Below are 25,395 nucleotides of genomic sequence, written 5' to 3' on the forward strand. Positions count from 1 at the left end.
AGATAGGGTGCTCGTCCGGCATCTCTACCGGTGAGGACAACGAGCCCGCTCACGATCTGACATGCAGGTCGGCTCCGTCTTCATGACTGCCATAGCGGCTGCACATCTCTCGCCTGACCTGAACGGCCAGCCGGCCGGGATCGAGATCCACATCGTCTTCCGTGACTACGGAACCCGCAGCCACATCGCGGTTCAAGCGGACACCGTGCGCGAGGCCGATGGGCAGCATGCGCCGAGCCTTGCTGCGGGCGGCTGGCGCCAGCCGCCCATAGACGGTGTAGCCGCCTTCGCCATCCAGGCTCTCTCCAGCCTTGAGATCGCGCTTCGCAACCGCCACCGCATCGCCGCGCCATGTCCGGCACGAGCCCGTCGGTTCGCCGCGCAGGGCGGCGCTCAGAACCGAGATCGACAATTCGAGGCCGATCAGATGGAAGGGTTTGTACATGGCCGCATAGCGGCCCGTTAAATCGGTGGGAAGACCGTACTGCTTGAAGCAGGCCGCCACATAATCGTTGGGGGCCTTGAGCACAACGTAGACGCCCCAGCGTAGATCCCGGAACACCGGCCTGCCGTCGCGCTCGAGCGAGGACACCACTTCCACCATGCCGTCACGATCGAGCTGACCGCCGACGGCACGCGGGCGCAGGATATGCGCGAGGTCGTCGACGCCGCAGGGCGGGAAGCGCAGTCCGTCGTCCGGCACATCGAGGTCGCAGGCATTCGCAATGGCGGCCATTTCAATGGCGGATTTGGTACCGTCGAGGAAGGAATTGAACATCTGCGGATTCATGCCCGCCGCCCTGGCCTGCTCCGATGTCAGGCCATAATGCGTCCAGACCTCGTCCGGGGTGACATTGTGATAGGCAGGAAGGTATTTCGTTCCCTTGCCCGCTGCGGCGACCGTGAATCCTGCAGCACGGGCCCAGTCCACCATCTCGGACACGAGCGCCGGCTGGTCGCCATAGGCCATCGAGTAAACGATCCCGCGCTCTCGTGCCTTTCCGGCGAGGAGGGGACCAGCCAGGACATCGGCCTCGACATTGACCATGACGATGTGCTTGCCGGCCTCGATGGCCGCCAGTGCATGCCTGATTCCCGCTTCGGGATGACCGGTGGCTTCGATCACCACCTCCACATCGCCCGCAGAGCACGCCGCCGTTCCGTCCGTGGAGAAGCGCGTGCCAGCAATTCTTTCCTCTTCCCAGCCAACGGTCCGGCAGGCCTCACGTGCCCGATCCGGCTCGAGGTCGGCGATCATGGCAACCTCGAGCCCGGCGATGGTCGGCACTTGGGCGAGGAACATCGAGCCGAATTTGCCGGCGCCGATGAGCGCCACGCGAACGGCGCGGCCTGCATCGAGCCGTTGGCGGAGCAGTGCTGACAGGTTCATGGCGTCTTGCCTCCGATGCTGCGCTTCCTTGTCTGGTCAGGCTCGAGGCTGCGAAGGCGCGAGTCAATGGGCGGAGAGGCAGGCCGCATCGAGCAGGGAAGGCCGGTTCAGGCCAAGGTATTCGGGCAGATGGAAAGCTACGATCCCGCCGCCGACACATGGCTGCAACACGCCCCGATGCCGACGCCGCGGCACGCGGTGGGAGCCACGGTGATCGGAGACTGGGTCTATGTGGCCGGAGGTGGGGCGGTTCTGGGCGGATCGATCCAGTCTGCCGTGCATGAAGCTTTCACGCTCGGCTGACGGGGCATCACCCCGGCAATGCGCCGAGCGCCGACAGTTCCGCCTCGGCCTGGGCAGCCGAGATCGCTCCGGGCTTGAGCCCTTCCCGGGCCATGCGGGCTCCGAGTTCCGCGAAGTAGGTATTCGCAGGGGCCGGTACGCCGTAAAGGCGAGCCAGCAGCACGATCTCGCCGTTGAGGTAATCCGTCTCGATCGAACCGCCGCCTCGCGCAAGGCTCTGCGTCGTCGAGCTGCCCAGGGGGTCGATTCCGGTGATCGGCTTCTGGTTCATCAACTGTGCCCTGCGGGCATCGGCTGCACCCACATCCAGCCACGCGATGCCAGCCGCCTTGTAGGTGGCTTCCGCCTCAGTCCGGAGCAGCGCTTCCAGGTGCCGGTAATCGGCATCCAAGCCGAGCGCCGCCTGCAAGATGTTGCTCAGGTTGAGAAGCAGCTTTCCGTACTTGCTCTGCATCACGTCCTGTGAAACGAAGGCTGCGACATTGGCAGCTTCCAGAGATTTTGCGAGCTTGGTATCGTGATCATTGCTGCCGCCGGGATAGCGGCCGATGTCGAAGATGCCGTGACGCGGCACGGAGAAGGCGCTGACCTCGCCGGGTGCCGAGATGGCAGCCGGCATCATCACTGTCACGCCGTGCACCTCCGGAAAGGAGCGCAGGGCGAGGCGCTCATTGGTCACGCCGTTCTGAACGCAGAAGATGGCCTGCCCGACGACGCCAGCAGCGCGCAGCCGGTCCAGCGCGGCAAGCGTGTCCTGGGTTTTCATTGTCAGCAGGATGGCATCGTCTGGGCGAAATTCGATCTCGGTGGGGTCCGATACGCAGGGAAAACGCACGCGTTCAGTCTTCTCGGGAGTGCGCAGGAGCAGTCCATCGGACTGGATAGCCTTGAGGTGGGCGCCGCGAGCAATGCCGATCACCTCTTGTCCCGAGAGCGCCAAGGCCGCAGCCACCGTCCCACCAATCGCGCCGACGCCATAGACAATGATCCGCATGATGCTCCTCGCGTGAATGCTGGATGAGAAAGGAAAACGCCTCCACATCCTTAAACGCGATATCGCGCGTCTTCCAGCTTTTCGAATAAGGCGGTGATATCAGTCCCGCGCCGCCCACTCCATTCCGCGCCTCAGGATGGTGAGCATCTCGGGCACGTCGAACTCCTTCGCCACGTGTCCGAGGGAGCTGTAGAAGACACGGCCCTGACCGTGCCGGCGCTTCCAGACGACCGGCATGACGACGCCCTCGATCCAAGGGGCGTGCTCCCCTGAGAATGTCGTCGTGGCGAGAACCTCGTTCGAGGGGTCCACATGCATGTAGTACTGCTCTGAGTGGTAGTCGAAGTCTCGGATCCCCTGCATGACCGGGTCGTCGGGCTGGGCGACGTTCACGCGGTAGTCGATAATGTTGCCGGGATGGGCCACCCATTGGCCACCGCACATGAACTGATATTCGACCGCCTCGCGGAAGGCATCGCCCATGCCGCCGTGAAAGCCGGCCAAGCCAGAGCCTTCTCGGACCGCCTGGGAGAGGTTGGCGACCTCGTCCTTCTCGATCTTCGACATGGTGTAGATCGGCACGATGAGACTCATCGTGGAGAGCTGTGGACTGGCAAAGGCGCGGGTCGAGTTTTCAAGATGAACCTGGAAACCTTCGTCCCGCAGCATGTCGGCCACGATGGCGGCGCATTGCTCCGGCTCATGGCCGTGCCAGCCGCCCCACACGATGAGTGCTTCGCGCATTGTTCGTTCTTTCTATCGCTTCAATCGATGTCAGGCTGCAGAGGCCGTCTGGGGTAGGCCCTTCCAGAGAATCGCCGCGTCGGCATCTTCAAGAATGCCTGGCCGTTCGAGGGTTGTCGTAATCGCCCGAGGCTGGCCGGTCGCGGCTCCCTCGAGGATGCTGTGCATGACCTCCAGAACGTGCAGACCGAGGCGACCGCTGGAGCGGTGCGCGGTACCGTTCAGGACGGAGCTCGCGAGGTCGGCGAGGCCGAGGGCGCGATAATTCGCCTTGTTCGGAACATCGGGAGCCCAGTTGGGGGAGCGCCAGTTGGGGGATCCGAGCGGCATTTCGCTCGAGTCGACGGCGCGCCAGTCCCCGCCGCGCTCGGTGATCTCCACATGGCCGCCGAAGAAATTCGGGTCCGGAACCCGCAGCGATCCTTCGGAGCCGTAGATCTCGATGGCCGGATGGCTGTGCTTCCACACGTCCCAGCTCATGCAGAAAGTGACCTGCGCGCCTGAGGCGAACTCAAGCAGGGACATCACATGGGTCGGTGTCTCGACCGGGATGCGGTGGCCCTTGCGCGGCGATTCGGATGTCACGATGCGCTCGGCAAAGCCGATGCTCGACATGGCGAAGACGCGCTGAACCGGACCGATCAAATTGACGAGGGTGCTCAGGTAATATGGCGCCATATCGAGGATCGGGCCGCCGCCGGGCTTGAAGAAGAATTCCGGATCCGGATGCCAGTGCTCCATGCCATGCGACATTAGGAACGCCGTTCCCGAGAGGATGTGCCCGATCTTGCCATCGTCGACGAGATTGCGCGCAAGGCGTCCGCCGGCGCCGAGGAAAGTGTCCGGAGCGCAGCCGAGGTGAAGGCCGCGCGCCTCCGCTTCGTCCACGAGCCTGCGGCCCTGCTCGAAATCCACGGCGAGGGGCTTTTCCGAGAAGACGTGCTTGCCGGCACTCAGCGCCGCGAGCGACACGCCGAAATGGGCAGCCGGGACAGTGAGGTTGACCACGAGGTCAATATCCTCTCGGGCGAGAAGCTCATCGACGGACAGGGCCTCGATGCCGTGTCGGCTCGCCTGCGCCTGCGCTACCTCCGGCTTCATGTCCGCACAGGCACGAAGGGTGAGGCCGCGATAAGCGGGGATGTTCTGGAGATAGATGCCCGAGATGTTGCCGCATCCGATGATGCCGACGTTGAGGGAGTTCATGATCCTTAGTCCTCGATAGTGCGCAGGAAGGCGAAGCTGTTGCGGGCCGTCTCTGCCGGGTTTGTCGGCTTGTCGTGTTCGACCACCATCCATTCGGCGCCCGCCTCGCGGCAGACGCGCCAGAGGTCGCGCCAGTTCAAGGTGCCTGAGCCGACATCGGCCCAGCCGTCCTGATCCTCGTTCTGGCCTGCCGGCGCGATGTCCTTCACGTGAGCGGCCGTAATTCTGCTGCGGTAGCGGTCGATCCATTCCTTCGGATCGACATTGCCGCGCACGAGCCAGGCGACGTCGGCCTGCCAGGTGAGGGGACTCGACCCGGCGGCCTCGAAGATCAGTTCGAGGGCGGTCTTCGCCCCGTCTTTCGGCTTCAGCTCCCAATGGTGGTTGTGATAGCCGAGGCGAATTCCTTTCGTCTGGAAGCGCTCCGCGATCTGCCCGAGCTCACGGCCGAGCGAACGCCAGCCATCGGCGGCCATGTCGCGCTCTTCGGGCGGAACGGCAGGCATGTAGAGATGCGTGAGACCCAGGGTGTTGCATGCATCCACGATAGCATCGGGCTTCTCGCGCAGAGCCGCCATGCTGACGTGGCTGGACGAGGCCTTGAGGCCGCGTGCATCGAGCTTCGCGCGAACTTCCGCTGGCTTGTCGAGATGCGAGCCGACAGTCTCCACATTCCGGTAACCGGCGTCAGCGACGGTATCGAGAATTAGGTCGAGATCTTCCAGGGATCTCAATGTGTAGAGTTGAATGGAAAGAATATCCGTGACGCTCATGGGATCCTCAAGGTTCGTGATGGCAGGCGCGACAGGCCATGCAATAAGGTCTATCGCGAGAATGATGTGATTACAGACGCTCGCCGGTTTCGTCCGAAAAGAGCGAAACTTGTGAGGGGTCGACGTGAAGCGTCAGATTCTCGCCCGGGGCGGCCTTTCGGCTGCCGGTGGTGCGCACCTGGACAGAGCCGCCGCCGTCGCTGCACCAGATGACGGTGTCGGCGCCCATCGGCTCGACGATGTCGACCTTGAAGCCCGGCCATATGCCGTTGCTTGCAATCTCAAGATGCTCCGGGCGAACGCCGAGTACGACCTCCTGCCCGGCCGAGGGTGCGGTGGCAAACTGATATCCGGAAAGCGAGAGACGGCGGTCGCCGGCGAGGAAACTCAAACCTTCCCCGGTATTCTCAAGGCGGCCCTTGGTGAAGTTCATCTGCGGCGAGCCGACGAAGCCCGCCACGAACAGGTTGGCCGGGCGGTGATAGATCTCGTCGGGCGTGCCGATCTGCTGGATCTTCTGCTCCTTCATGACCACGATTCGATCGGCCAGCGTCATGGCTTCGATCTGGTCATGGGTGACGTAGACCATGGTGGTCTTGTCGAGACGGGCGTGCAGCCGCTTGATCTCGACCCGGAGTTCGTTCCGCAGCTTGGCATCGAGGTTGGAGAGCGGTTCGTCGAACAGGAATACGGCAGCGTCGCGGACCAGAGCGCGACCGATCGCGACGCGCTGTCGCTGGCCGCCGGAGAGCTGGTCCGGACGGCGGTCGAGAAGGGGTGTGATCTGCAAGAGTTCCGCCGCCCTGGCGACACGTTTTTCGATCTCGGGCTTCGGCGTCTTCGCCATTTTCAGGCCGAAGGACATGTTTTCGCGCACGCTCATACGCGGGTACAGGGCGTAGGACTGGAACACCATGGCGATGCCGCGATCCTTGGGCTCCTCCCAGGTGACATTCTTGCCATTGATCCAAATTTGCCCCTCGGCCACATCGAGCAGGCCTGCGATGGCATTGAGCAGGGTGGATTTACCGCAGCCCGACGGGCCGAGCAGCACGATGAACTCGCCTTCCTGGATATCGAGGGAGAGGCCGTCGAAGACATGGACTGCTTCGAAGGCCACACTTACGTCACGCACGGAAACGGTTGACATGCCTTATCCCTTCACAGCGCCGGCGGCGATGCCGCGGACGAACCAGCGTCCGGACACGAAATAGACGACGAGCGGAACGAGCGCGGCGAGCATGGTGGCTGCCATGTCGACGTTGTAGGCGCGCTCGCCCTGCGTTGAGTTCACGATGTTGTTGAGTTGCACGGTCATGGGCAGGTTCTCCCGGCCCGCGAAGGTCAGCCCGAAGATGAAATCGTTCCAGATGCCGGTGACCTGCAGGATGGTCGCCACCACTAGGATGGGCGTCGACATGGGCAGGATCACATGGAAGAAGATGGACCAGAATCCGCCGCCGTCGATGCGCGCCGCCTTGAACAGTTCGAGCGGGAGGCCGGCGTAATAGTTGCGGAATAAGAGGGTCATAGTCGGAAGCCCGAAGATCACGTGGACCAGCACGATGCAGGTGAGCGAATTGTAGATCCCGGTCATCGAGAAGATGCGCACCAGGGGATAGAGAAAGACCTGGTAGGGAATGAAAGCGCCGAGCAGCAGGATGCCGAACATGACGTTGGCGCCCTTGACCCGCCAGAACGACAGGGCATAGCCGTTGATGGCCCCGGCAATGATCGAGAAGATCACGGAGGGAATCAAGATGCGCACCGAGTTCCAGAAGCCGACACTGATGCCGTTGCACTCGAGGCCGGTGCAGGCTGACGACCAAGCCTTGGTCCAGGCGTCGAAGGTCAGTGCTACGGGCAACGCGAGGATGTTGCCGAGTCTGATCTCTTCCATGGGTTTTAGCGAGGTCACGACCATGATCCAGAGCGGCAGCAGGAAGAACAGGGCTGCCGTCACCAGGAAGGCATAGATGCCGATGCGGCCGATAGTGAGGTGGCGGGGGCGGCGGCCTTGCGGCTCGGCAGCGTTCATGCGTGCCTCCCTTGTGGGCGGATATAGCGGGCATAGACCCAGGGTGCCAATACGATCACGACAGTGATCAGCATGATGGTCGCGGCGGCCGTTCCGAGGCCGATGTTATTGCGCTCGAACAGATGATCCATGACGAACTTCGCCGGCACCTCGGTGGCGATGCCAGGACCGCCCAAGGTCATGGCGACGACGAGATCGTAAAGCTTCACGACGCCGGTCGCGAGCAGCACGACTGCAGTAACGATCATGGGCCGAAGCAGGGGCAGAACGACGGAGGTGTAGACGCGCCAGGTCGGAATGCCATCGACCTTCGCGGCTTTCCACAGATCCCTGTCCACGCCGCGCAGGCCGGCGAGCATGATGGCCATGGTGAGGCCGGAGCCATGCCAAAGGCCTGCAATGACAATGGTGTAGATCGCCATCTTCTGGTTCACGAGCCAGTCGAAGGTGAAATTCTCGAAACCCATGTCGCGCACGAGCTTCTGCAGGCCGAGCCCTGGATTGAGGAACCATTGCCAGGCCACGCCGGTGACGACGAAGGACATGGAAAACGGGTAAAGGAAGACCGTGCGGAAGAGGCCTTCGCCGCGCACGTTCTGATCGATGAAGACGGCGAGCAGAAAGCCGATGATGAGGCAGCCCGAGATGAAGAGCACACCGAAGATGACGATGTTCTCGGCCGAGGTGACGAAGCGGTCATTGGCGAAGAGGCGGCTGTATTGCGTCAGGCCGAACCAGTCGAGCTTAGGCAGAAGGGTCGAACTCGTGAACGAGAGCCGCACGGTCCAGAGCATGCAGCCGATATAGACCACAAGGACGATGAGCGCGGTCGGCAGAAGGGCGAAGGCTGCGGGCAGGCGAGTTCGCACACTGCGCCGGATTCTTGTGCCACTTGGGCCGACATTGGGGGCGCTGATCGAAATGGTATCCACCAGAAAGGCTCCATTGAGTGTGCTCGAGCATCGGACCCAAAAGTGAAATGCCCTTTTTTGGGATCGATCCGATGCTCACTTCTTTAAGCGGCGTGTCGGTTAGGGCGGAAAGCCGGATCCGCTTTTTCGCACGATGCGCTAAGACTCAGTGATGGAGACCTCGCCCCGGTCATGCCGGGGCGAGGTGGCGTTTTTTAAGTCGCATCCCGCATCGCGGTGGTGATCTTCTCGATGAACGTGTCAGCCGACATGTTCGGGGTGTTCCAATACTGCGTGACAGCATCCTGCATGGCGCCCGAGAAGTTCGGAGGGCTCAGGATTTCCATGCTCTCCACCTGGTTAGCCGGATCCTTCAAGATGGAGTGGGACTTCTGAGCGCAGATGTCCATGGACGACACGTCCACATCCATCCGTACTGGGATAGATCCCTTTTTCTTGTTGAACTCGATTTGGCTGGTGGGATCGAGCAGCACCTGGATCAACTTGTCCTGGGTAGCCAGTGCCGTCTTGTCCTTGGTTACAGGAAAGACGAAGACGTCGCCGCCAATAACGAGCTTAGGCTCCTGACCGACGACGGTGCACCCAAACTCCTTGCCGGCAGTCTGGCCTGCGGCAATGAACTCACCCTTGGCCCAGTCGCCATTAAAGTGCATGGCTGCCTTGTTGGTGATAACCAGAGCCGTCGCGTCGTTCCAGTTGCGGCCCGGGCTGCCTGGGTCGACGAGGCCGCGCATCTTGCCGAAGATCTCCACCGTTTCCTTGAACTTGGGGCTCTTCACAACATCTGGTTTGCGGGTGCCATAGAGCTGGCGGAACATGTCGGCTCCACCATGACCGACGACGACGGCCCGGAAGAGGTTGTGCTCCCAAGTGGGCTGGCCCCCGAGAGCCAGTGGAATAATGCCCTTGGCCTTCAGCTTTTCTCCGCTTGCGATAAGTTCAGGGAAAGTCTTCGGAGGCTCAAGGCCAGCATCGGCGAAGATCTTGGTATTGTAGAACATCCAGTTCTGGCCGTGAATATTAACCGGAACCGCGAAGAACTTGCCTTCGCGAACAGTCGCATCAACAATCGGCTTAGGCATCAGCTCGCGCCATTTGCCGGCTGTTGCGATTGTATCGACGTCGCGCACCAGATCGTTGCTGACCAGTTCATCGAACTGCTTGCCGGTATTGAACTGCATCATGGTCGGGGGATTGCCGCCGACCATCCGGTTGATGCCGGCCGTGCGGGCATTGACGCCTCCCGCAATGGCATTGTCGACCCAGGTTCCGCCGGCCTTGGTGAACTGATCCGCAAACACTTTCACGGAGGCGGATTCACCAGCCGAGGTCCACCAATGCAGAACCTCGGCCTTTTGTTGCGCGAATGCTCCAGTACTGCAGACGAGGGCAATAGAAAGGGTATACGCGGAAACGCGTGTCTTCATGCTCATGGCTTCCTCCCAGAAGCGTTCATCGACTTTTGTAATCGATTACATCTTGCGATATAGGTTGTAGTGGCTTTTTAGATTAGTCAAGACACTAGTTGAGGTAAGTTGTTTCCTGTGAGAGAAGGTAACATATCTTGCTGAGGGCCCAGAGGTAACCTGCATGAGCCGGAACAGATGGAGCTCCGTGAAGGACATACGCATCGCCGACGTGGCTCGACTTGCCGGGGTATCGACGGCGACCGTCAGTCGCGTGCTGTCTGAACCGGGGAAGGTGAGGCAGAAAACGCACGACCTCGTGATGGAGGCGGTGCGCCGCAGCGGCTACATCCCCAACAGTACAGCGCAGAAACTGCGCACTCGCCGCACCATGAACGTGCTGGTGGTGGCGCCACGGCTCACCAATCCAGTCTTCGCCGAAATCCTTCGCGGAGTCGACGATGAGCTGACGCAATCGGGCTATGGAATCATCATCGGCAATCTGGACAACCGCAGGGAGCGCGAGGCGCGCTATGTCGATCTCGCCCTGTCCCGGCAGGTGGACGGTGTCCTTCTGCTGACGGGTTACATTCCGGAGAACGGCAGCCGCGACATGAGAGAATCCGGGCTTCCGATCGTCGCCATGTGTGCTGCCATCGATGACGACAAGATCCCGAAGGTAGTCGTCCAGGATCGCGAGGCCGCCAATAAGGCTGTGGAGTATCTCACCCAACTCGGGCATCGCAGATTCGGCTACATCTCCGGTACGCCCAGTTCGATCATCGAACGCGAACGGTTCCAGGGCTTCCTGGAGGGTATTGATGGAGCCGGATTCGGTCGGGACAACTTCGTGCGTTGGGAGGGACCCTTTGTGTTCTCGACCGGCGTTGCCGCTGCCGAATCTTTCCTGAAGATGAAGGATCGCCCCACCGGGATTTTCGCCGCTTGCGATGAGAGTGCCATCGGCTTCATCAAGCGCGTCCGGGAGGAACGGATCCGCATACCGCAGGATGTTTCGGTCATCGGATTCGACGGGATCGAATTCGCCGATTACATCGAACCGACGCTCACCACGTTCCGACAGCCATTGCATGAACTGGGGCGCGTGGGCGCTGACGTTCTCATGAAGCTGATCCGGAAAGACATGAGGCCTGAAGATTGGAATGTCCGGCTGCCGTTGACCCTCCTGGAGCGCGATACGACCGGGCCAGTTCTGCACAAGGATTACAGGTCCCTGCGGCGATCCACGATTTGAGGTCGCAGCACGATCGACAGTTATCAAGATATGAGGAGAGCGCCATGCAGCCGGTCCGTTGGGGAATTCTGAGCACTGCGAAGATTGGCCGAGTGAAGGTTGTCCCGGGCATGATGAAAAGTCCGCTCTGCGATGTGGTTGCCGTCGCATCGCGCGACGCACAATCCGCTCGGGGCATGGCGGAAGAACTTGGAATCGCAAAAGCTTATGGCTCGTATGAAGCCCTGCTCGCCGATCCAGAGATCGAGGCGATCTACAACCCGCTGCCCAATCACCTGCATGTGCCGATGACCCTGGCGGCCGCGGCCGCCGGTAAGCATGTTTTGTGCGAGAAGCCGATTGCCATCACGGCCGACGAGGCGGAGCAGCTCAAGCGGGCCGCATCTCAGGTGCTGATTGCGGAGGCCTTCATGGTTCGCCACCATCCGCAATGGCATCGAGCCCGCGATGTGATCCGAAGCGGCGACATCGGAGAACTGCGCTCAATCCAGATCATCTTTTCATACTTCAATGCCGATCCGGGAAATATCCGCAACAAAGCCGATATCGGCGGGGGAGGGCTGCTCGACATCGGCTGCTATGCCGTCGTCGCAGGCCGCTATTTCTTCGATGCCGAACCCCTTCGGGTCGTCACGCTCATGGACCGGGACCCGACCTTCGGCGTCGACCGCACCACCAGTGCCCTGATGGATTTCGGCGCCGGGCGGCAGTTGGCCTTCACGGTCTCGACCCAATCCGTGCCGTATCAGCGGGTTCAAATCCTCGGAACAAAGGGGCGGATCGAGATCGAAATCCCCTTCAATGCACCGCCCGATGTCCCCACTCGCATCTTCGTCGATGACGGCAGCATGCATGGCAATCGCTCCGCCCGAGGCATCGACTTTCCTGTGGTGGATCAATATCGCCTTCAGGGGGAGGCTTTCAGCCGGGTGATCAGGGGCGCTGCGCCTCTCGACTACGGTTTGGAGGATGCGATCCTGAACATGCGCATCCTGGATGCCTTACGGCGGTCGGAAACAACTGCCGCATGGGAGAGGGTTTAGAATCAGGCTCTGTGCACAGTCCAATGGCATTAGTGCTGCAATGCCTTTGCGGTAGCTCGAATAGCGGCCTCCCCCATCTGGGTGACCCGTCCGAGCCGACTGAGTGCGTTGACTTGCATCACTGGGCTCGGAATTATTCTCATGACCAAATGTCGAAGAATGCTGCTCTTTGATTGAGGAGCGGCTCCAAGCCCCAGATTACAGGCAGGCACTCCTCATGGATATGAATCCAGCAATCGCCCCCTCGTCCCTGAAATTCGGCACGAGCGGATTGCGAGGCCTTGTGGTCGAGCTGAATGGCGCGCCGGCATTCGCCTACACCCGCGCTTTCGCCGAGATGCTCAAGGAGGACGGCGTGGCGGCTGCGGCCAGCAACGTCGTGCTGGTCGGACGGGACCTGCGTGAGAGCAGCCCGAGTATTGCCCAGCTCTGCTGTGCGGCGCTGCAGGAATCGGGGCTCGTCCCGCTCGAGTGCGGCGCTCTTCCCACGCCGGCGCTCGCCTACCACGGTATGCGCTTCGGTATCCCGGCAATCATGGTCACAGGGAGTCACATTCCGGAGGACCGCAATGGGCTGAAATTCTATCGGGCTCAAGGCGAGATCGACAAGAAGGACGAGGCCGGGATCCTGGCTTGGCATGCGAGGCTGGGCATCACAGCCGTGCCGGACACAGACCGTGCCGTCCGCGCCGGAGCGCCGGATCTCGATCTGATCGCCGCCTACAAGGCCCGCTACCACGATTTCTTCGGAGCAGGGGCGCTGGCAGGCCTCACGGTCGGCGTCTACCAGCATTCCTCGGTGGCGCGGGATGTCATCGTCGAGATGCTCGAAGCGCTTGGCGCTCGGGCCGTGCCGCTGGGGCGAGCCACGAGCTTCATCCCCGTCGACACCGAGGCCCTGCGCGAGGAGGACGAGACTCTGGCGCGGCAATGGGCCGGCGAGCAGTCGCTCGATGCCATCGTTTCGACCGATGGCGATGCGGACCGTCCTCTGATCTCCGATGCAAGCGGCACATTCCTGCGCGGCGACCTGGTCGGAGCGATCACGGCCAAGTCTCTGGGAGCGGACGCGATCGTCACGCCCGTGACTTCCAACTCCGCCCTGGAGGCGTCGGGCAACTTCAGAACAGTCCTTCGCACGCGGGTTGGCTCACCTTATGTCATCGAAGGCATGGCCGAGGCCTCCAACTCTGGGGCGCAGGCTGTTGTCGGCTTTGAAGCCAATGGCGGCGTGCTGCTCGGCTCCGACGTCGTGCGTGAGGGCCGCCGGCTTGCAGCCCTTCCCACCCGGGATGCCATGCTGCCCATCCTCTGCGCACTCGGCGAGATCGTCGCTCAGGGTAAGCCTCTCGCTGACATCGGGGCCGCCTTTGCCTTCAAGGCGGCGGCCAGCAATCGGCTGAAAGATGTGGCGACGGATAAGAGCGCGGCTTTCGTTTCCCGGCTGCAGCAGGATGAGGCGTTCCTGTCCGATCTGATGGCGCCTCTGGGAGGGGTGGCCCGGGTCAATTCCCGGGATGGATTGCGGATCATGGCGAAGAACGGGGAGGTTGTGCACTTCCGTCCTTCCGGCAATGCGCCGGAGTTGCGCGTCTATGTGGAGGCCGGGACGGAGGAGCGCGCCGAAGGTTTGCTGGATTGGGGGCTGACAGTCGCGCAGCGGCAGGTCCAATCAGCTTCCACGTCCGCCATTTAGAGGACCGAGACGGCCGGCCAAGCTATCGCGAATCCCGCGGAGGATCAGCTGCAGTCTGAGGGCTCGCTTGTCGGCCAGAGTCGTATAAGTGGCCAGAAAGGCCAAGCTTCGGCTGACGAAATAGAAGCGCCAAGCGAGAGGGGTATAGGACTGGCGGGCCAGCCAGAGCGCATTTCTCACCCAGTAGTAGTTCCGGATGGGCACATGGACGGCAACCTCGCGTGGCCCGACCTGAACGGTTCCGCTTCCGAGCCGATGCTCCACCACAGCCGTGGGCGAGAGAAAGCTCCGGTATCCAGCGGTTCGGGCGCGGAAGCACCATTCCACGTCGACTAGATCGATGAAGAGCTCCTCCTTGAATCCTCCCACCGCCTTCAGGACTGACAGAGGGATCAGGGAGCCCGAAGCGATGATAAAGTCGCTGGCAACCGGATGCGTCTCGTTGGCAAGCGACAATCGGGACAAGCGCACCCCGTCGGCGCGATAGGCTCTCGTCTGTCGCTGGCTATTGAGTTCGAAATAAGCCGGTCCGATGGCGGCTACTCCTCCCGGCTCCCGTTCGAGAGCGTTCAGGTTCTCTTCCAAGTCCATCACCATTCCGGGTGCGAGAACCGTGTCCTGATCGAGCAGGAGAACATGGGTAAAGCCATCGGCGCCGGCGCGTTCAACGCCCTGATTCTGCGCTGCGGCGATGCCGATATTCTTTTCATTTTCAATGAAGTGCCCGCCGGATCGGGTAACAACGTCCCAGACATCCCTGGCATTGGCGGAACCATTGTCGACCACCACAAGGCCCTGCACCTGCGGCGAAGCCGATCCAAGAACCTGGGCGAGCAGTGTAATCTCCGGATTATATGTCACCGCAACGGCCAAGACGCGCATGAAAGGTCCCTGGATCAGGTCAGCCGTAGTAGAGGGATCTCAGGGAGCGGGCAAGCGCGGAAGGGAGGCGGTTGCCTGCCCCGCCTCGGGAGCTGCGCGGCATATAGCCCAGCTTTCCAGGGAGCATCTCCGGTGGCGTGCCGCCTTTGGGCTAACCACAAAAAAATCATGTTGTTTCAAGAGCTTGGTTCTTCTTTTTGTCGCGGGCGATGCGGCCTCACTCCGAAAGATCAGCTGACCGGAAACCGGCAGCGTGGCCAGGGTTGCTGGAGCAGGGCCGAAGGGGTATAGCGGCGTCTGAAGGAGCTCCAGTCAGGCTTGCCAGCTGGAATGTCCTTCCCTTGCGAAAGGCGCGGCACTATGGCGCTTTCCGGAGGTATGCGGTCTGGATCAATGCCCTTATAGAAGGGGCGCGCTGTCCCACGAGCCTGAAGCCGAGATTTTCGATGCACAAAGATACGCTGCTGAAGAAGCTGAACGACAAGACCGCTGTGATCGGTATCGTCGGCTTGGGCTATGTCGGTCTGCCGTTGTCTCTTCGGTATTCCGAAGTCGGATACAAGGTCGTCGGCTTCGACATCGACCAGAGCAAGGTCGACGTCCTGAAGCAGGGGCAAACCTATATCGAGCATATCGGCTCCGAGGGCATCGCCAAGGCCATCAGGAATGGGTTTGAGCCGACCGCCGATCTGTCTCGAGCTCGTGAGGTGGACGCGCTGATCCTGTGCGTTCCAACCCCTCTCAACAAATACCGTGAGCCGGATCTCAGCTTCGTGCTGAACACGGTCGATGCTCTTGTGCCGCACCTGAGGGCGGGCCAGGTCATGTCTCTGGAGAGCACAACCTATCCCGGCACGACCGAAGAGGAGTTGCGTCCCCGGCTTGAGAAGGCCGGCTTCACGGTGGGGGAGGACGCCTTCCTCGTGTTCTCGCCGGAGCGCGAAGATCCGGGCAACGCGAAGTTCAGCACGCACACCATTCCCAAGGTCTGCGGTGGCAGCACCCCATCCTGCCTTGAGGTCGGTGTCGCCCTTTATGGTCAGGTGATCAACACGGTCGTTCCGGTGAGCTCGACCCAGGCCGCGGAACTGACGAAGCTGCTGGAGAACATTCACCGTGCCGTGAATATCGGTCTCGTCAACGAGATGAAGATCATCGCGGATCGGATGGGCATCGACATCCACGAGGTCATCCGCGCGGCCGCGACCAAGCCTTTCGGCTTCGTACCCTATTATCCGGGTCCGGGTCTCGGCGGTCACTGCATTCCGATCGATCCCTTTTATCTGACCTGGAAGGCGCGGGAGTACGGTCTGCATACGCGCTTCATTGAGCTGGCCGGTGAGATCAACAGCACGATGCCGGAATGGGTCGTCGAGAAGATCGCCGATGCCTTGAATGAGCGCGAGAAGCCGATCCGCGGCAGCAAGATTCTCGTCCTCGGTATCGCCTATAAGAAGAATGTCGACGACATGCGGGAGTCGCCGTCCGTTGAGCTGATGACACTGCTTCAGGCGAAGGGCGCGGAGATCGCCTACAGCGATCCGCATGTCCCGAGCTTCCCGAGAATGCGGCGTTACGCCTTTGATCTCGAAAGTATCGAGCTGACCTCCGATACGTTGGCCAGCTACGATCTGGTGCTGCTGGCCACGGATCACGACAAGTTCGACTACGACACCATCGAAAGACACGCCAAGCTCATCGTGGATACCCGGGGGCGGTATCTGGGCGTCCGCAGCAATGTGGTGAAGGCATAACGCTGGGAAAGGTAGCCGTGAGGCAGAGGTCGGTTCCTAGATTGTGAGGCGTAAAGTTCGCCATCACCTCAACGGCGCTAGAATGCAAAAGGCTTGGTTCCGCAATTCATGATCCAAGCGTGAGATTAGGGATAAATGTGTTGAAAGCCAAGGGTTCAAAATTGGTGGACGCGTGGCGTGAAGTCCGCGAGGGATGGCGTTGGCATGAGCTATGGCTGACACTCGGGTGGCGAGACATCCTTTCCCGTCATCGCCAAACGCGTCTGGGGCCGCTCTGGATTTCGCTGAGCATGGCCTTCGTTGCGTTTGGTATGGGCACTCTGTACGCCGGCATCATGGGACAGCCTATTCACGACTACATTCCCTATCTCGTGGCAGGCTTTACCACATGGAATTTCCTGCAGGCGGTGGTGAACGAAGGCAAGGATGCTTTCGTTGCAAATGCTTCGGCCATTAGAGAGATCCCCGTACCGAGCACCGTGTATGTGTACCGGCTGTTGTGGAAGAACCTACTGATCTTCGGATACAACGCGGTTGTATTCGTCATTGTGCTTATCATCTTTCGAGTCTGGCCATTCCCCGCCATGTTTTTGGCACTTCCAGCGCTGGCGCTGATCCTTTTGAACGGTGTTTGGATGGGTATGTTGCTTGGATTGATCAATGCACGCTTTCGAGATCTCGGTCAGTTGATCCCTAACGCGATGAGATTGATCTTCTTTGTCACCCCGGTTCTTTGGCATGCCGAGAGTGCAGTGGGCGCGCGAATGATCTTTGTCCATTTCAATCCGGCATATTATTTCGTCGAAATCCTACGGGCTCCGCTCTTAGGCCAGGTTCCGAGCCCACTGGTCTGGGCAGTGGTGCTGGGAGTTACCGTTGTCGGTTGGGCCATTGCATTGCCGGTCTACGCGTCGTGGCGCCGTCAGATTGCCCTGTGGATCTGAGGTGTCGTCATGGCGTTGCTAAGGCTTGAGAATGTTACCCTGGATTTCCATGTCCTGGAAAACAGAGGCTCCGGAAAACGGAAGGTCGTCCATAGCAATGCTGTCGGAGGGCAATTGGCGACGGGAACCGCGGGTTACCTCCGCGTGCGTGCTTTGGACGATGTCTCTCTTCGCCTTGAGCCGGGTGATCGACTGGCACTCCTTGGTCATAACGGAGCCGGCAAGTCGACGTTGTTGCGCGTTATGGCAAGGCTCTACGAGCCCACACAGGGTGAAGTGGCCGTCGAGGGACGGGTTGCTCCGCTCCTCAACCTTGGCTTCGGCCTCGATATGGAGGCGACCGGCTACGACAATATCCTTATTCGTGGCCTCTTCCTTGGAATGAGCCGGGCCGAGATCAAGCGGAAGATGGAGAGTATAGCCGAGTTCAGCGAGCTTGGTGAGTTCCTGGATCTTCCTATGCGGACCTACTCATCCGGTATGCGCGCTCGTCTCGCGTTCGCTGTCTCAACTCATGTCGAAAATGATATTCTTCTGCTCGATGAAGTCGTCGCAACAGGTGATGCCGCCTTTCTGCGGAAAGCTAACGAGCAGTTAGAGGGCTTCATGATGCAATCCAAAATCATGGTCTTGGCGTCCCACTCTAATGCCGTTTTGCGGGATCTCTGCAACAAGGCTTTGCTTCTGGAGCACGGCCGAGTGAAGGCTCTCGGAACAGTGGATGACGTTATCGAGGTCTATAAGGACATGTCACACGCGAAGACATGATCGCATGGGAGGAACTCGCCCGCCTCTCGCTGACTAAGTGAATGGAACAATTCACTGGTCAGGTTCGCCACTCAGTAATCGTGCAAGCCAGAAGTAGGGAGTTCTAGCACTCCTCTTATGGCTCAGATCAGGCGGTGGAGCATCTGCCTCTTCGCGCTGAACGACCAAGGAGAATGACGGGATGCGAAGTGCCCCTTCGAACATGCTGAAACACCCTTTGCGCGTTCTGGCTCGTCGTGCCCCCGGTCTTGCGAATTCCGTCCGTCGAATGCTTGACGTAACGAAAGATACTTTGTGGGCAGTGCTTCCGAAGCGCGCTGTCGCGGTCCTTGCCGACAATCACTGGGAGTTGCGTCCGGATATCGAGAAGGCAGTCGAAGATTACCGCAAGGTGGAGCATGCAGTTGATCGAAAAATTGTCGTCTATACGGCTATCTTCGGCAAGTACGACAATCTGCTGCTTCCAGATGTCATTGATCCAGGCATCGACTACGTTTGCTTTACGGACCGTCCACGAGACGATTACGGCGTATGGCAAATGCGGTCGGCTGCTTATTACCACCCTGATGCGACTCGCATAGCGAGATGGGTGAAGACGCACCCGCACGACCTGTTTCCCGATCACGAAGTTGCCGTGTGGCTGGACGCCAATATCATCCTAAAGGGCGATGTCAGGCAGTACATCGAACAGATCGGTCGTGAGAGGAGCGATCTCGGACTGGTGTCACATCCTCATCGGGGATGTTTTTACGAAGAGGCTGAAGCTTGCAAGCGGCTCAAGAAGGACAGCACAGCGGCTATCGACAGCCAAATCGAGCATTATAGACAAAGTGGCCTTCCGGAGAGCCAGCCTGTATTCGAAACCGGCTTCATGATCGTCGATCTGCGGAGTTCGAAGACCGCTGCGGCCCTTCATTTATGGTGGCAGCAAATCGAGCAATTCAGCCGTCGCGATCAGCTTGGGTTAGCCTGGGTTACGTACAAGCTTCCCAATCTCAAGATTGCTCCTCTTCTGCCTCCCGGGTACTCAGTGCGCGATCATGCGGACTTTCGCTATTTCCGCCATATCCATGCGCGTACACTGATCATCCCCAACAAACTTCTGCGGCTTGGCGCGAAGGTGAGTCCGGCTGACGGGACACCCTTTTCTGATGTCAAGGATCGGCGACTGCAACTGCTGATGGATGTCCCGATTGACATCATCATTTGCGTCCACAATGCGCTCGAGGATGTCCGCCTATGTCTTGAATCGGTTCGGACAAGCTTGTTAGCCGAACATCGGATCATTATTGTGAATGACAGGTCAGATGAGCAAACATCTGCCTATCTTCGGCAGTTTGCAGACGACGAGAGCCAGGCAACTCTGATCGAGAACACGCAGAATCTCGGCTATACGGGCTCAGCCAACCGCGGCTTGGCGGCCGGGACCGCCGAGTTCCGCATCCTCCTGAACAGTGACACGATCGTCTGCCCGAACTGGGCACTGAAGCTACTTGAGGCCGCCAACCGGAGCGACCAGATCGGCATCGTTGGTCCGCTCTCGAATGCAGCCGGTGCGCAGTCTATCCCTCATGTTAGGAACATCGGTAACAATACAGCGATCAATGCCCTTCCAAGAGGAATGAATCTCGTTGATCTCGACTTGGCCTGTGAGCGGTGGAGCCATGCGGACCTCTTGCCGCGGGTGCCACTCGTCCATGGTTTCTGCTTGGGAGTGAAAAAGGACGTCATCGAGAGGATAGGACTTTTTGACGACGAGAATTTCAAGCGTTTCTATGGCGAAGAGAATGATTACTGCTTCCGAGCCTTGAAGGCTGGTTTCGAATTAGCCATCGCCACCAATACGTTTGTATTCCACCGCAAGTCTCGAAGCATTGAGGAGGAAAAACGTGTTGTCCACATGGCGGAGGCTTGGAAGCGCCTACGGGAGATTTATGGAGCAGACCGGATTTTGGGCGCTTACCGACAGGTCGAGGAACATCCGTTTCTCGAGGTTATTCGGCGTGAGGCAACGGTTTATTTCAAGGGCGCTCACGGAGGAACGTCAAGCTATTTGAAGACAACTAGAAGCTGAAATTCTTCGCCGTGCGACACCTTGCTAATCGGTTAAGAATCCGTCGACAATGTTACCTTGATAGGCTAGTAGCGGTTCCAACCAAGAATATCATCGATGTCCACACTTATGGCAGCCTTGCCAAGAAGTGAAAATAATCGCTGGCGACAAACAGAGCAAGTTATATGGCAAAGAAGTATTTGATCACCGGAGGGGCTGGGTTTATTGGATCGGCCGTTGTTCGTAAGCTGATTTCCAGTACTCCGCATCAGGTGCTGGTCGTCGACAAGCTGACCTATGCGGGAAATCTCGATTCGCTCGCGAGCGTTGCGGGCAGCGACCGCTACAAATTCGTGCGTGCCGATATTGTTGATGCCCAGCGCATGCGTGCTGTGATCGGAGAATATCAGCCGGACATCGTGATGCATCTCGCAGCCGAAAGCCATGTCGATCGTTCGATCGACGGCCCCGGTGAGTTCGTGCAGACGAATGTTGTTGGAACCTTTACGCTGCTTCAGGCTGCGCTCGCCTACTGGAACACGCTCGATGCCGGGCGCCGCAGCGGGTTCCGCTTCCACCACATTTCGACCGACGAGGTATTCGGGTCTTTGGGTGAGGTGGGCTTTTTCCATGAGGAGTATCCTTACCAACCCAACTCCCCGTACTCGGCTTCCAAGGCAGCTTCGGATCACTTCGTTCGTGCCTGGTACCACACCTACGGCCTGCCAACGCTGATCACGAACTGCTCCAATAATTATGGTCCATACCATTTCCCTGAGAAGCTCATCCCGCTGATGATCCTGAACGCGCTCGAAGGTAGGTCGCTTCCTGTCTATGGCAAGGGCGACAACGTGCGAGACTGGCTTTATGTCGACGACCACGCGGAAGCTTTGATCCTTGTCGCTGAGAAGGGCAGGGTTGGCGGGAGCTACAATATCGGGGGCTGGAACGAGCGGACGAATATCGATGTCGTTCGCGCAATTTGCGGTCTTGTGGATGAGATGGCCCCGAATGCAGATATCGGCTCGCGCGAGAAACTCGTTACCTTTGTAACCGATCGGCCCGGGCACGACCTGCGCTATGCCATTGATGCGGGCAAGATCGAGCGTGAACTGGGATGGCGTCCGGCCGAGACCTTCGAGACGGGTTTGCGGAAGACCGTCGCCTGGTATCTCGACAATCGTGCTTGGTGGGAGCGCGTTCGTTCCGGTGGTTATCAAGGCGAGCGGTTGGGGATCGCGGTGTGACCGTCAAACGTCCTATCATCATCAGCATGCATTGCCAGTAACGAAGTAGAGTGCTCCATGAACAGCCAGCCGTCTGAAACGACACACGATGCGCAAGGTCCTGCATCCATTCGTGTCCAATCCGTCGTATATCGATTAGCACCCGAGGCAATGGAGAGGACACTGACATACCTGGACAATGCGGCACGGTTGGGTATGGGAGACGGATCTGTCCGCGAGGTGATGGTTTCCTATGGTGACTGCTCGCCTGAACCGACGATTAATGAGGCGATGCTGAAGGCTTGGCGAGAGCGTTTCCGTCATCTACGCACGATCGACTATACCTTTTTTGATGCCAATCTTGGTTCAGCTGCCGGACACAACCGCCTGCTCGAAAAGGCGGATAGCGATCTCGTTATGATCCTGAACCCCGACGTACTCGCCTCTCCGACATTGTTCATTGAACTGAGTCATGCCTTGCGTCGCCCCGGCGTCGGCCTCGTCGAGGCCAAGCAGATTCCCATCGAGCACCCAAAGGATTTCGATCCAGAAACCGGCGAAACTAGCTGGGCCTCGACAGCGTGTGCGATGGGACCGCTGGAAGTCTTCCGCCAGATCAATGGATTTGATGCCGACAGCTTCTTTCTTTATGGCGACGATGTCGACTTCTCATGGCGCGTGAGGCTCGCCGGACATAAGGTCGTACATCAGAGCTCAGCGTTCGTATTCCACGATAAGCGGCTCAGTCATGAAGGGCGTTGGATGTCCAGCGCTGCGGAGCAATTTTATTCGGCTGAGGCGACGCTACTGCTCACATACAAGTGGTCGCGCAGTGATCTGACGGCGAAGTATCTCAAAATCTTTAGCTCTCTGAAAGAATCGGTCCACGAGAAGGTCGCTATCGCTTTCGAGAAGCGCCGTGAAGCTGGGAGGCTCCCGGTGCAGTTGGATCCGGATCACAAAGTCGGGCAATTCATCAATGGTGCCTATGCTCAGCACCGCTTCCCAGCGCGCTAGGATCAATTATGTCGATCGTCTATAAGCACTCCTACGATCCTCTAAGCATGTATGGGAATGTCGTTGCGCTATTGCGCGAGCATATTTCGACGACCGGCGTCCATCTTGATATTGGCTGCGGTTATGGTGCCATCGCGGAGCCAATACGTGATGAGCTAGGACTTGTCTATCTTGGATTCGATCTTGCCGAAGATGGGCTTCAATCCCTCAACGGGCGGGGATTTGATACGCATGTCATTGATCTATCCGAACTCCCGCATGCCGAAGCCATCATTAAGAGGGCGATCCAACATCGGCCCATAGCATCAATCAGCTTTCTTGATACCATGGAGCATCTCACAAACGGCCCTGACGTGCTGGCAATGCTGCGCCGCCTGGCTGACGGCTCAAAGGCTCCACTCGTCATCAGTGTTCCCAACATAACCCACAAAGATGTTGCAATTAAGCTTCTTCTAGGTCGCTTGGATGTCACCGAAGCGGGGATCCTCGATCATACGCATTTCAGCCTTTTCAGCGAGGGGTATCTGAAACGTGTCACGGCGAGCAGAGGCTGGAGCCAAGTCAGCGCCAAAGACTGGCTTCTTGAGCAGAGTGATCAGTCTTTCCCTTCCGATTTAGCCGCACTCGACCATCGGACCCCTATTGGAGGCAAGCTACGCTCACTGAGCATGCAAGCAAACCGGCACGCCTTGGTGAACCAGTTCGTGCGGGCTTATCTCCCTGGGGAGGCGCTGCCGCTCGACCTGTATGACGATCGCTCGGAGCCGAAGCGCCCATTTCTCTCCATTTTGGTCGATGCCTACCAAATGGATGCTGACGAGATAGCGCGGATCCTGCACGACATGGAGAGCCAAACGAACCAAGACTTCAACGTCGTCTTGGTAATTGATTCTGCTCTTGGTGCTTCAGCCAGTCATTCGCTTTCGCACGCGCGGAGCATCTTCGATGGCCGAATTACAATGCTCGAAAGCAATGAGGCAGTGCGGGCCGAACGGCTAAACCATGCGGAAACAGCGATCTCTGGACAGTTTATGGCGACCCTGATCGCTGGCGACCGATTGAGCGAAGATTGGGTCGCCTCCTTTGCTGCCTTGGCAAAAGACGGCCGAAAGGCTGTGCTGCATGTCAGACGGACTCCGACGTCAGTTCATGATTCGCTTCCTCCGAGGGAGGCAATCCTGTCTGTCCCGACGCGAGGAACCGTTTCCGTTGCCGAATGGGCTGTCCCCGGAAGCGCGATCCGTGATCTCGGCGTTGGCTTCGATCCTAATATCGGAACAGCGGATCTTCGAGACTTTGTTATCCAATCGGCTATTCTCTATGGAGTGGGTCAGACACCTGAGTTGGAGGCGTCGCAAGTCGACAACGATTCAGTCGTGGGTGGCGAGAAAATCGACGACGATAGCTCCCTTGCTCTACTGACGAAGCTCAACGCTAACCCTTTGCTTCTTCCATCCGGTTCGGCGGAAAGGGTAGAGCGTCTGTCCAAAGTTATGGACGGTCTCCTGCCGTTGGGCTCTGCGGAAATGACAGAGCAACTCGCAGATTCCTTGCGGATCGCCGATCTTGTGGCGGCGAGCCCGCTCTTGTCGCGATTCATTGCGAGCTTTCCGCATCGGTCTGGCCACGAGGATCAGCCGGCTGAAGACAACGTGCCTCAGCCGTTTCTATCGGTGATCATGCGAACACAGGGTGCCGAGGCCCGTATCGGTACGCTTCGAGAGGCCATTCTAACCCTTGCTGGGCAAAGCTCTCAGAATTTCGAAGTTCTGCTCGTCGTGCATTCCGATGACGAGGATCGCTTCTCAAGTGTAAGGGACCTCGTGGCTCAGTTCCCGGTCGACCTGACGCAGCGCGTCCGTATACTGAAATGTGACCGCCTTGGACGAGCTTCTCCTCTCAATCTTGCGATCGATCATGCGCGCGGGCAGTATGTTGCTGTCTTCGACGACGACGACCTCCTGTTTGCCCATTGGGTTGAAACCTTCGAGGAACTCGCGCAAAAGGCACCCGGAGCCATGCTCCGGGCAGTAACCGCGCGGCAGGATTTCAAAATGCTTGGAGCAGGTGGTTCCGAGCGTTCCCGTGGCGAATCATGGTTTCAACTGGCGTGGCATTCTGAGTACGATGCCGTCGAGCATCTACGGACCAATTTCACGCCGTTTATGAGCATGGCGTTCCCGATCGCTGCATTTAGAGAAATCGGACTAAGATTCGATGAAAGCTTGAGCACTGCGGAGGACTGGCAGTTGTCGACCCGGGTTGCGATGCTCTGTGGCGTGCACTCCGCACCAGACATCACGGCGGTGTATCGCTGGTGGACAAACGGTCATTCCTCATCGCTGCTGGTCCCTCGTGATGAATGGGAACAGAACCGCCAACAGGTGCTCGCGAGGCTTAACAGGCAGCCCGTGCTTCTGCCGCCAGGTTCAACAGAGAAGATCGTTGACCTTATAGACGAGGTGCTTGCTCTACGGCGCAGAGTTAACGCCTACGAACGCGAGCAGTCAGACGAACGCGAGCTTCCCGCGGCTGTGCATCACAAAGCGTCCAGCACAAGATCAGGAATGGCCAAGGTCGACAGGAAGAAGCGAGACCGGGCCCAGCGTCGTCTCAAGGAACTCCTGGAGAGCCGCTCCTGGCGATCGACAAAGCCATTCCGTCTAACAGTCAACTTGTTGCGTGGACGAACTGGCAGCGGGCTGACCGCAAGTGATATGCCAAAATCTGTGGAAGCCAATCAACGCCTCATTAACGAGATCCACAAATCTGCGTCGTGGCGGATTACTGCTCCGCTTCGGGTTATTGGCATTCTGACGCGACGACTGACCGGCCGAAATTGATTTAGAGAGTCTTTCTGCTGCCAGACAATTTGCATAATCGTAACTCCAGCCCTCTGCTGCATACTCAGCAGACGTCTATTCTCAACCGATGTGGCAAGGTGACCTGCTGCCTTGCCCCTCTCGCAATA

Annotated in this window: 21 protein-coding genes; 11 read left to right on the forward strand and 10 right to left on the reverse strand. The window is 59.1% G+C overall.

What is annotated here, in order from left to right; translation table 11 throughout:
- Positions 1-49: 49 nt before the first annotated feature.
- Positions 50-1,390, reverse strand: coding sequence for an NAD(P)H-dependent oxidoreductase (locus tag ACD578_RS02395; protein ID WP_404290539.1), 1,341 nt, complete (start codon positions 1,388-1,390; stop codon positions 50-52).
- A 66-nt stretch (positions 1,391-1,456) separates the two neighbouring features.
- On the opposite strand from ACD578_RS02395, the gene ACD578_RS02400 reads away from it, so the two are divergent.
- Positions 1,457-1,693, forward strand: coding sequence for a hypothetical protein (locus ACD578_RS02400; protein WP_404290541.1), 237 nt, complete (start codon positions 1,457-1,459; stop codon positions 1,691-1,693).
- 7 nt (positions 1,694-1,700) lie between these two features.
- Here ACD578_RS02400 and ACD578_RS02405 read toward each other — a convergent pair whose 3' ends face one another.
- The 8 genes from ACD578_RS02405 to ACD578_RS02440 all read right to left on the reverse strand — a co-directional run bounded on the left by ACD578_RS02405 (position 1,701) and on the right by ACD578_RS02440 (position 9,813).
- Positions 1,701-2,687 (reverse strand): ketopantoate reductase family protein, encoded by a 987-nt coding sequence (locus ACD578_RS02405; protein WP_404290543.1) that lies wholly within the window; start codon positions 2,685-2,687, stop codon positions 1,701-1,703.
- A gap of 99 nt (positions 2,688-2,786) precedes the next feature.
- Entirely contained in the window at positions 2,787-3,431 is a 645-nt protein-coding gene (locus ACD578_RS02410) for a ThuA domain-containing protein (protein ID WP_404290545.1), read from the reverse strand.
- A gap of 30 nt (positions 3,432-3,461) precedes the next feature.
- A complete protein-coding gene (locus ACD578_RS02415; protein ID WP_404290547.1) occupies positions 3,462-4,637 on the reverse strand; it encodes a Gfo/Idh/MocA family protein in 1,176 nt (391 codons plus the stop codon).
- Between the two features lie 5 nt (positions 4,638-4,642).
- On the reverse strand, positions 4,643-5,410 hold the full coding sequence (locus ACD578_RS02420; RefSeq protein ID WP_404290549.1) for a sugar phosphate isomerase/epimerase family protein: 768 nt from the start codon (positions 5,408-5,410) through the stop codon (positions 4,643-4,645).
- Positions 5,411-5,480: 70 nt separating this feature from the next.
- Positions 5,481-6,560 (reverse strand): ABC transporter ATP-binding protein, encoded by a 1,080-nt coding sequence (locus ACD578_RS02425; RefSeq protein ID WP_404290551.1) that lies wholly within the window; start codon positions 6,558-6,560, stop codon positions 5,481-5,483.
- Positions 6,561-6,563: 3 nt separating this feature from the next.
- On the reverse strand, positions 6,564-7,448 hold the full coding sequence (locus ACD578_RS02430) for a carbohydrate ABC transporter permease (RefSeq protein ID WP_404290553.1): 885 nt from the start codon (positions 7,446-7,448) through the stop codon (positions 6,564-6,566).
- Complete coding sequence (locus ACD578_RS02435) at positions 7,445-8,329, reverse strand: carbohydrate ABC transporter permease (protein ID WP_404293663.1); 885 nt, start codon at positions 8,327-8,329, stop codon at positions 7,445-7,447. Before ACD578_RS02435 ends, ACD578_RS02430 begins: the two co-directional genes overlap by 4 nt.
- A 245-nt stretch (positions 8,330-8,574) precedes the next feature.
- The gene (locus tag ACD578_RS02440) at positions 8,575-9,813 is read right to left on the reverse strand and encodes an ABC transporter substrate-binding protein (protein ID WP_404290555.1); all 1,239 of its coding nucleotides are present in this window, start codon (positions 9,811-9,813) and stop codon (positions 8,575-8,577) included.
- A gap of 181 nt (positions 9,814-9,994) precedes the next feature.
- Between ACD578_RS02440 and ACD578_RS02445 the strand changes: the two genes are divergently transcribed.
- From ACD578_RS02445 to ACD578_RS02455, 3 genes are all read left to right on the forward strand, one after another.
- Positions 9,995-11,041: a LacI family DNA-binding transcriptional regulator gene (locus tag ACD578_RS02445; protein ID WP_404290557.1), complete on the forward strand. Its 1,047-nt coding sequence runs from the start codon at positions 9,995-9,997 to the stop codon at positions 11,039-11,041.
- A 44-nt stretch (positions 11,042-11,085) separates the two neighbouring features.
- A complete protein-coding gene (locus ACD578_RS02450) occupies positions 11,086-12,084 on the forward strand; it encodes a Gfo/Idh/MocA family protein (RefSeq protein ID WP_404290559.1) in 999 nt (332 codons plus the stop codon).
- 235 nt (positions 12,085-12,319) lie between these two features.
- Positions 12,320-13,780 (forward strand): phosphomannomutase, encoded by a 1,461-nt coding sequence (locus ACD578_RS02455; RefSeq protein WP_404293665.1) that lies wholly within the window; start codon positions 12,320-12,322, stop codon positions 13,778-13,780.
- Here the strand turns inward: ACD578_RS02455 and ACD578_RS02460 are convergent.
- A complete protein-coding gene (locus ACD578_RS02460) occupies positions 13,757-14,662 on the reverse strand; it encodes a glycosyltransferase family 2 protein (protein ID WP_404290561.1) in 906 nt (301 codons plus the stop codon). The genes ACD578_RS02455 and ACD578_RS02460 overlap by 24 nt on opposite strands.
- A 446-nt stretch (positions 14,663-15,108) precedes the next feature.
- Between ACD578_RS02460 and ACD578_RS02465 the strand changes: the two genes are divergently transcribed.
- The 7 genes from ACD578_RS02465 to ACD578_RS02495 all read left to right on the forward strand — a co-directional run bounded on the left by ACD578_RS02465 (position 15,109) and on the right by ACD578_RS02495 (position 25,267).
- Positions 15,109-16,416, forward strand: coding sequence for a nucleotide sugar dehydrogenase (locus tag ACD578_RS02465; protein WP_404290563.1), 1,308 nt, complete (start codon positions 15,109-15,111; stop codon positions 16,414-16,416).
- A 140-nt stretch (positions 16,417-16,556) separates the two neighbouring features.
- Positions 16,557-17,360, forward strand: a complete 804-nt coding sequence (locus ACD578_RS02470) for an ABC transporter permease (RefSeq protein ID WP_404290565.1) — start codon at positions 16,557-16,559, stop codon at positions 17,358-17,360.
- Between the two features lie 9 nt (positions 17,361-17,369).
- Entirely contained in the window at positions 17,370-18,128 is a 759-nt protein-coding gene (locus ACD578_RS02475; RefSeq protein ID WP_404290567.1) for an ABC transporter ATP-binding protein, read from the forward strand.
- 181 nt (positions 18,129-18,309) lie between these two features.
- On the forward strand, positions 18,310-20,202 hold the full coding sequence (locus ACD578_RS02480) for a glycosyltransferase domain-containing protein (protein ID WP_404290569.1): 1,893 nt from the start codon (positions 18,310-18,312) through the stop codon (positions 20,200-20,202).
- A gap of 164 nt (positions 20,203-20,366) precedes the next feature.
- Entirely contained in the window at positions 20,367-21,428 is a 1,062-nt protein-coding gene (gene rfbB, locus ACD578_RS02485; protein ID WP_404290571.1) for a dTDP-glucose 4,6-dehydratase, read from the forward strand.
- Positions 21,429-21,485: 57 nt separating this feature from the next.
- On the forward strand, positions 21,486-22,424 hold the full coding sequence (locus tag ACD578_RS02490; protein WP_404290573.1) for a glycosyltransferase family 2 protein: 939 nt from the start codon (positions 21,486-21,488) through the stop codon (positions 22,422-22,424).
- A gap of 8 nt (positions 22,425-22,432) precedes the next feature.
- Positions 22,433-25,267, forward strand: a complete 2,835-nt coding sequence (locus ACD578_RS02495) for a glycosyltransferase (protein WP_404290575.1) — start codon at positions 22,433-22,435, stop codon at positions 25,265-25,267.
- The last annotated feature ends 128 nt before the right edge of the window (positions 25,268-25,395 follow it).

The sequence above is a fragment of the Microvirga sp. RSM25 genome (assembly GCF_044784385.1).
Lineage (GTDB): Bacteria > Pseudomonadota > Alphaproteobacteria > Rhizobiales > Beijerinckiaceae > Microvirga > Microvirga tunisiensis.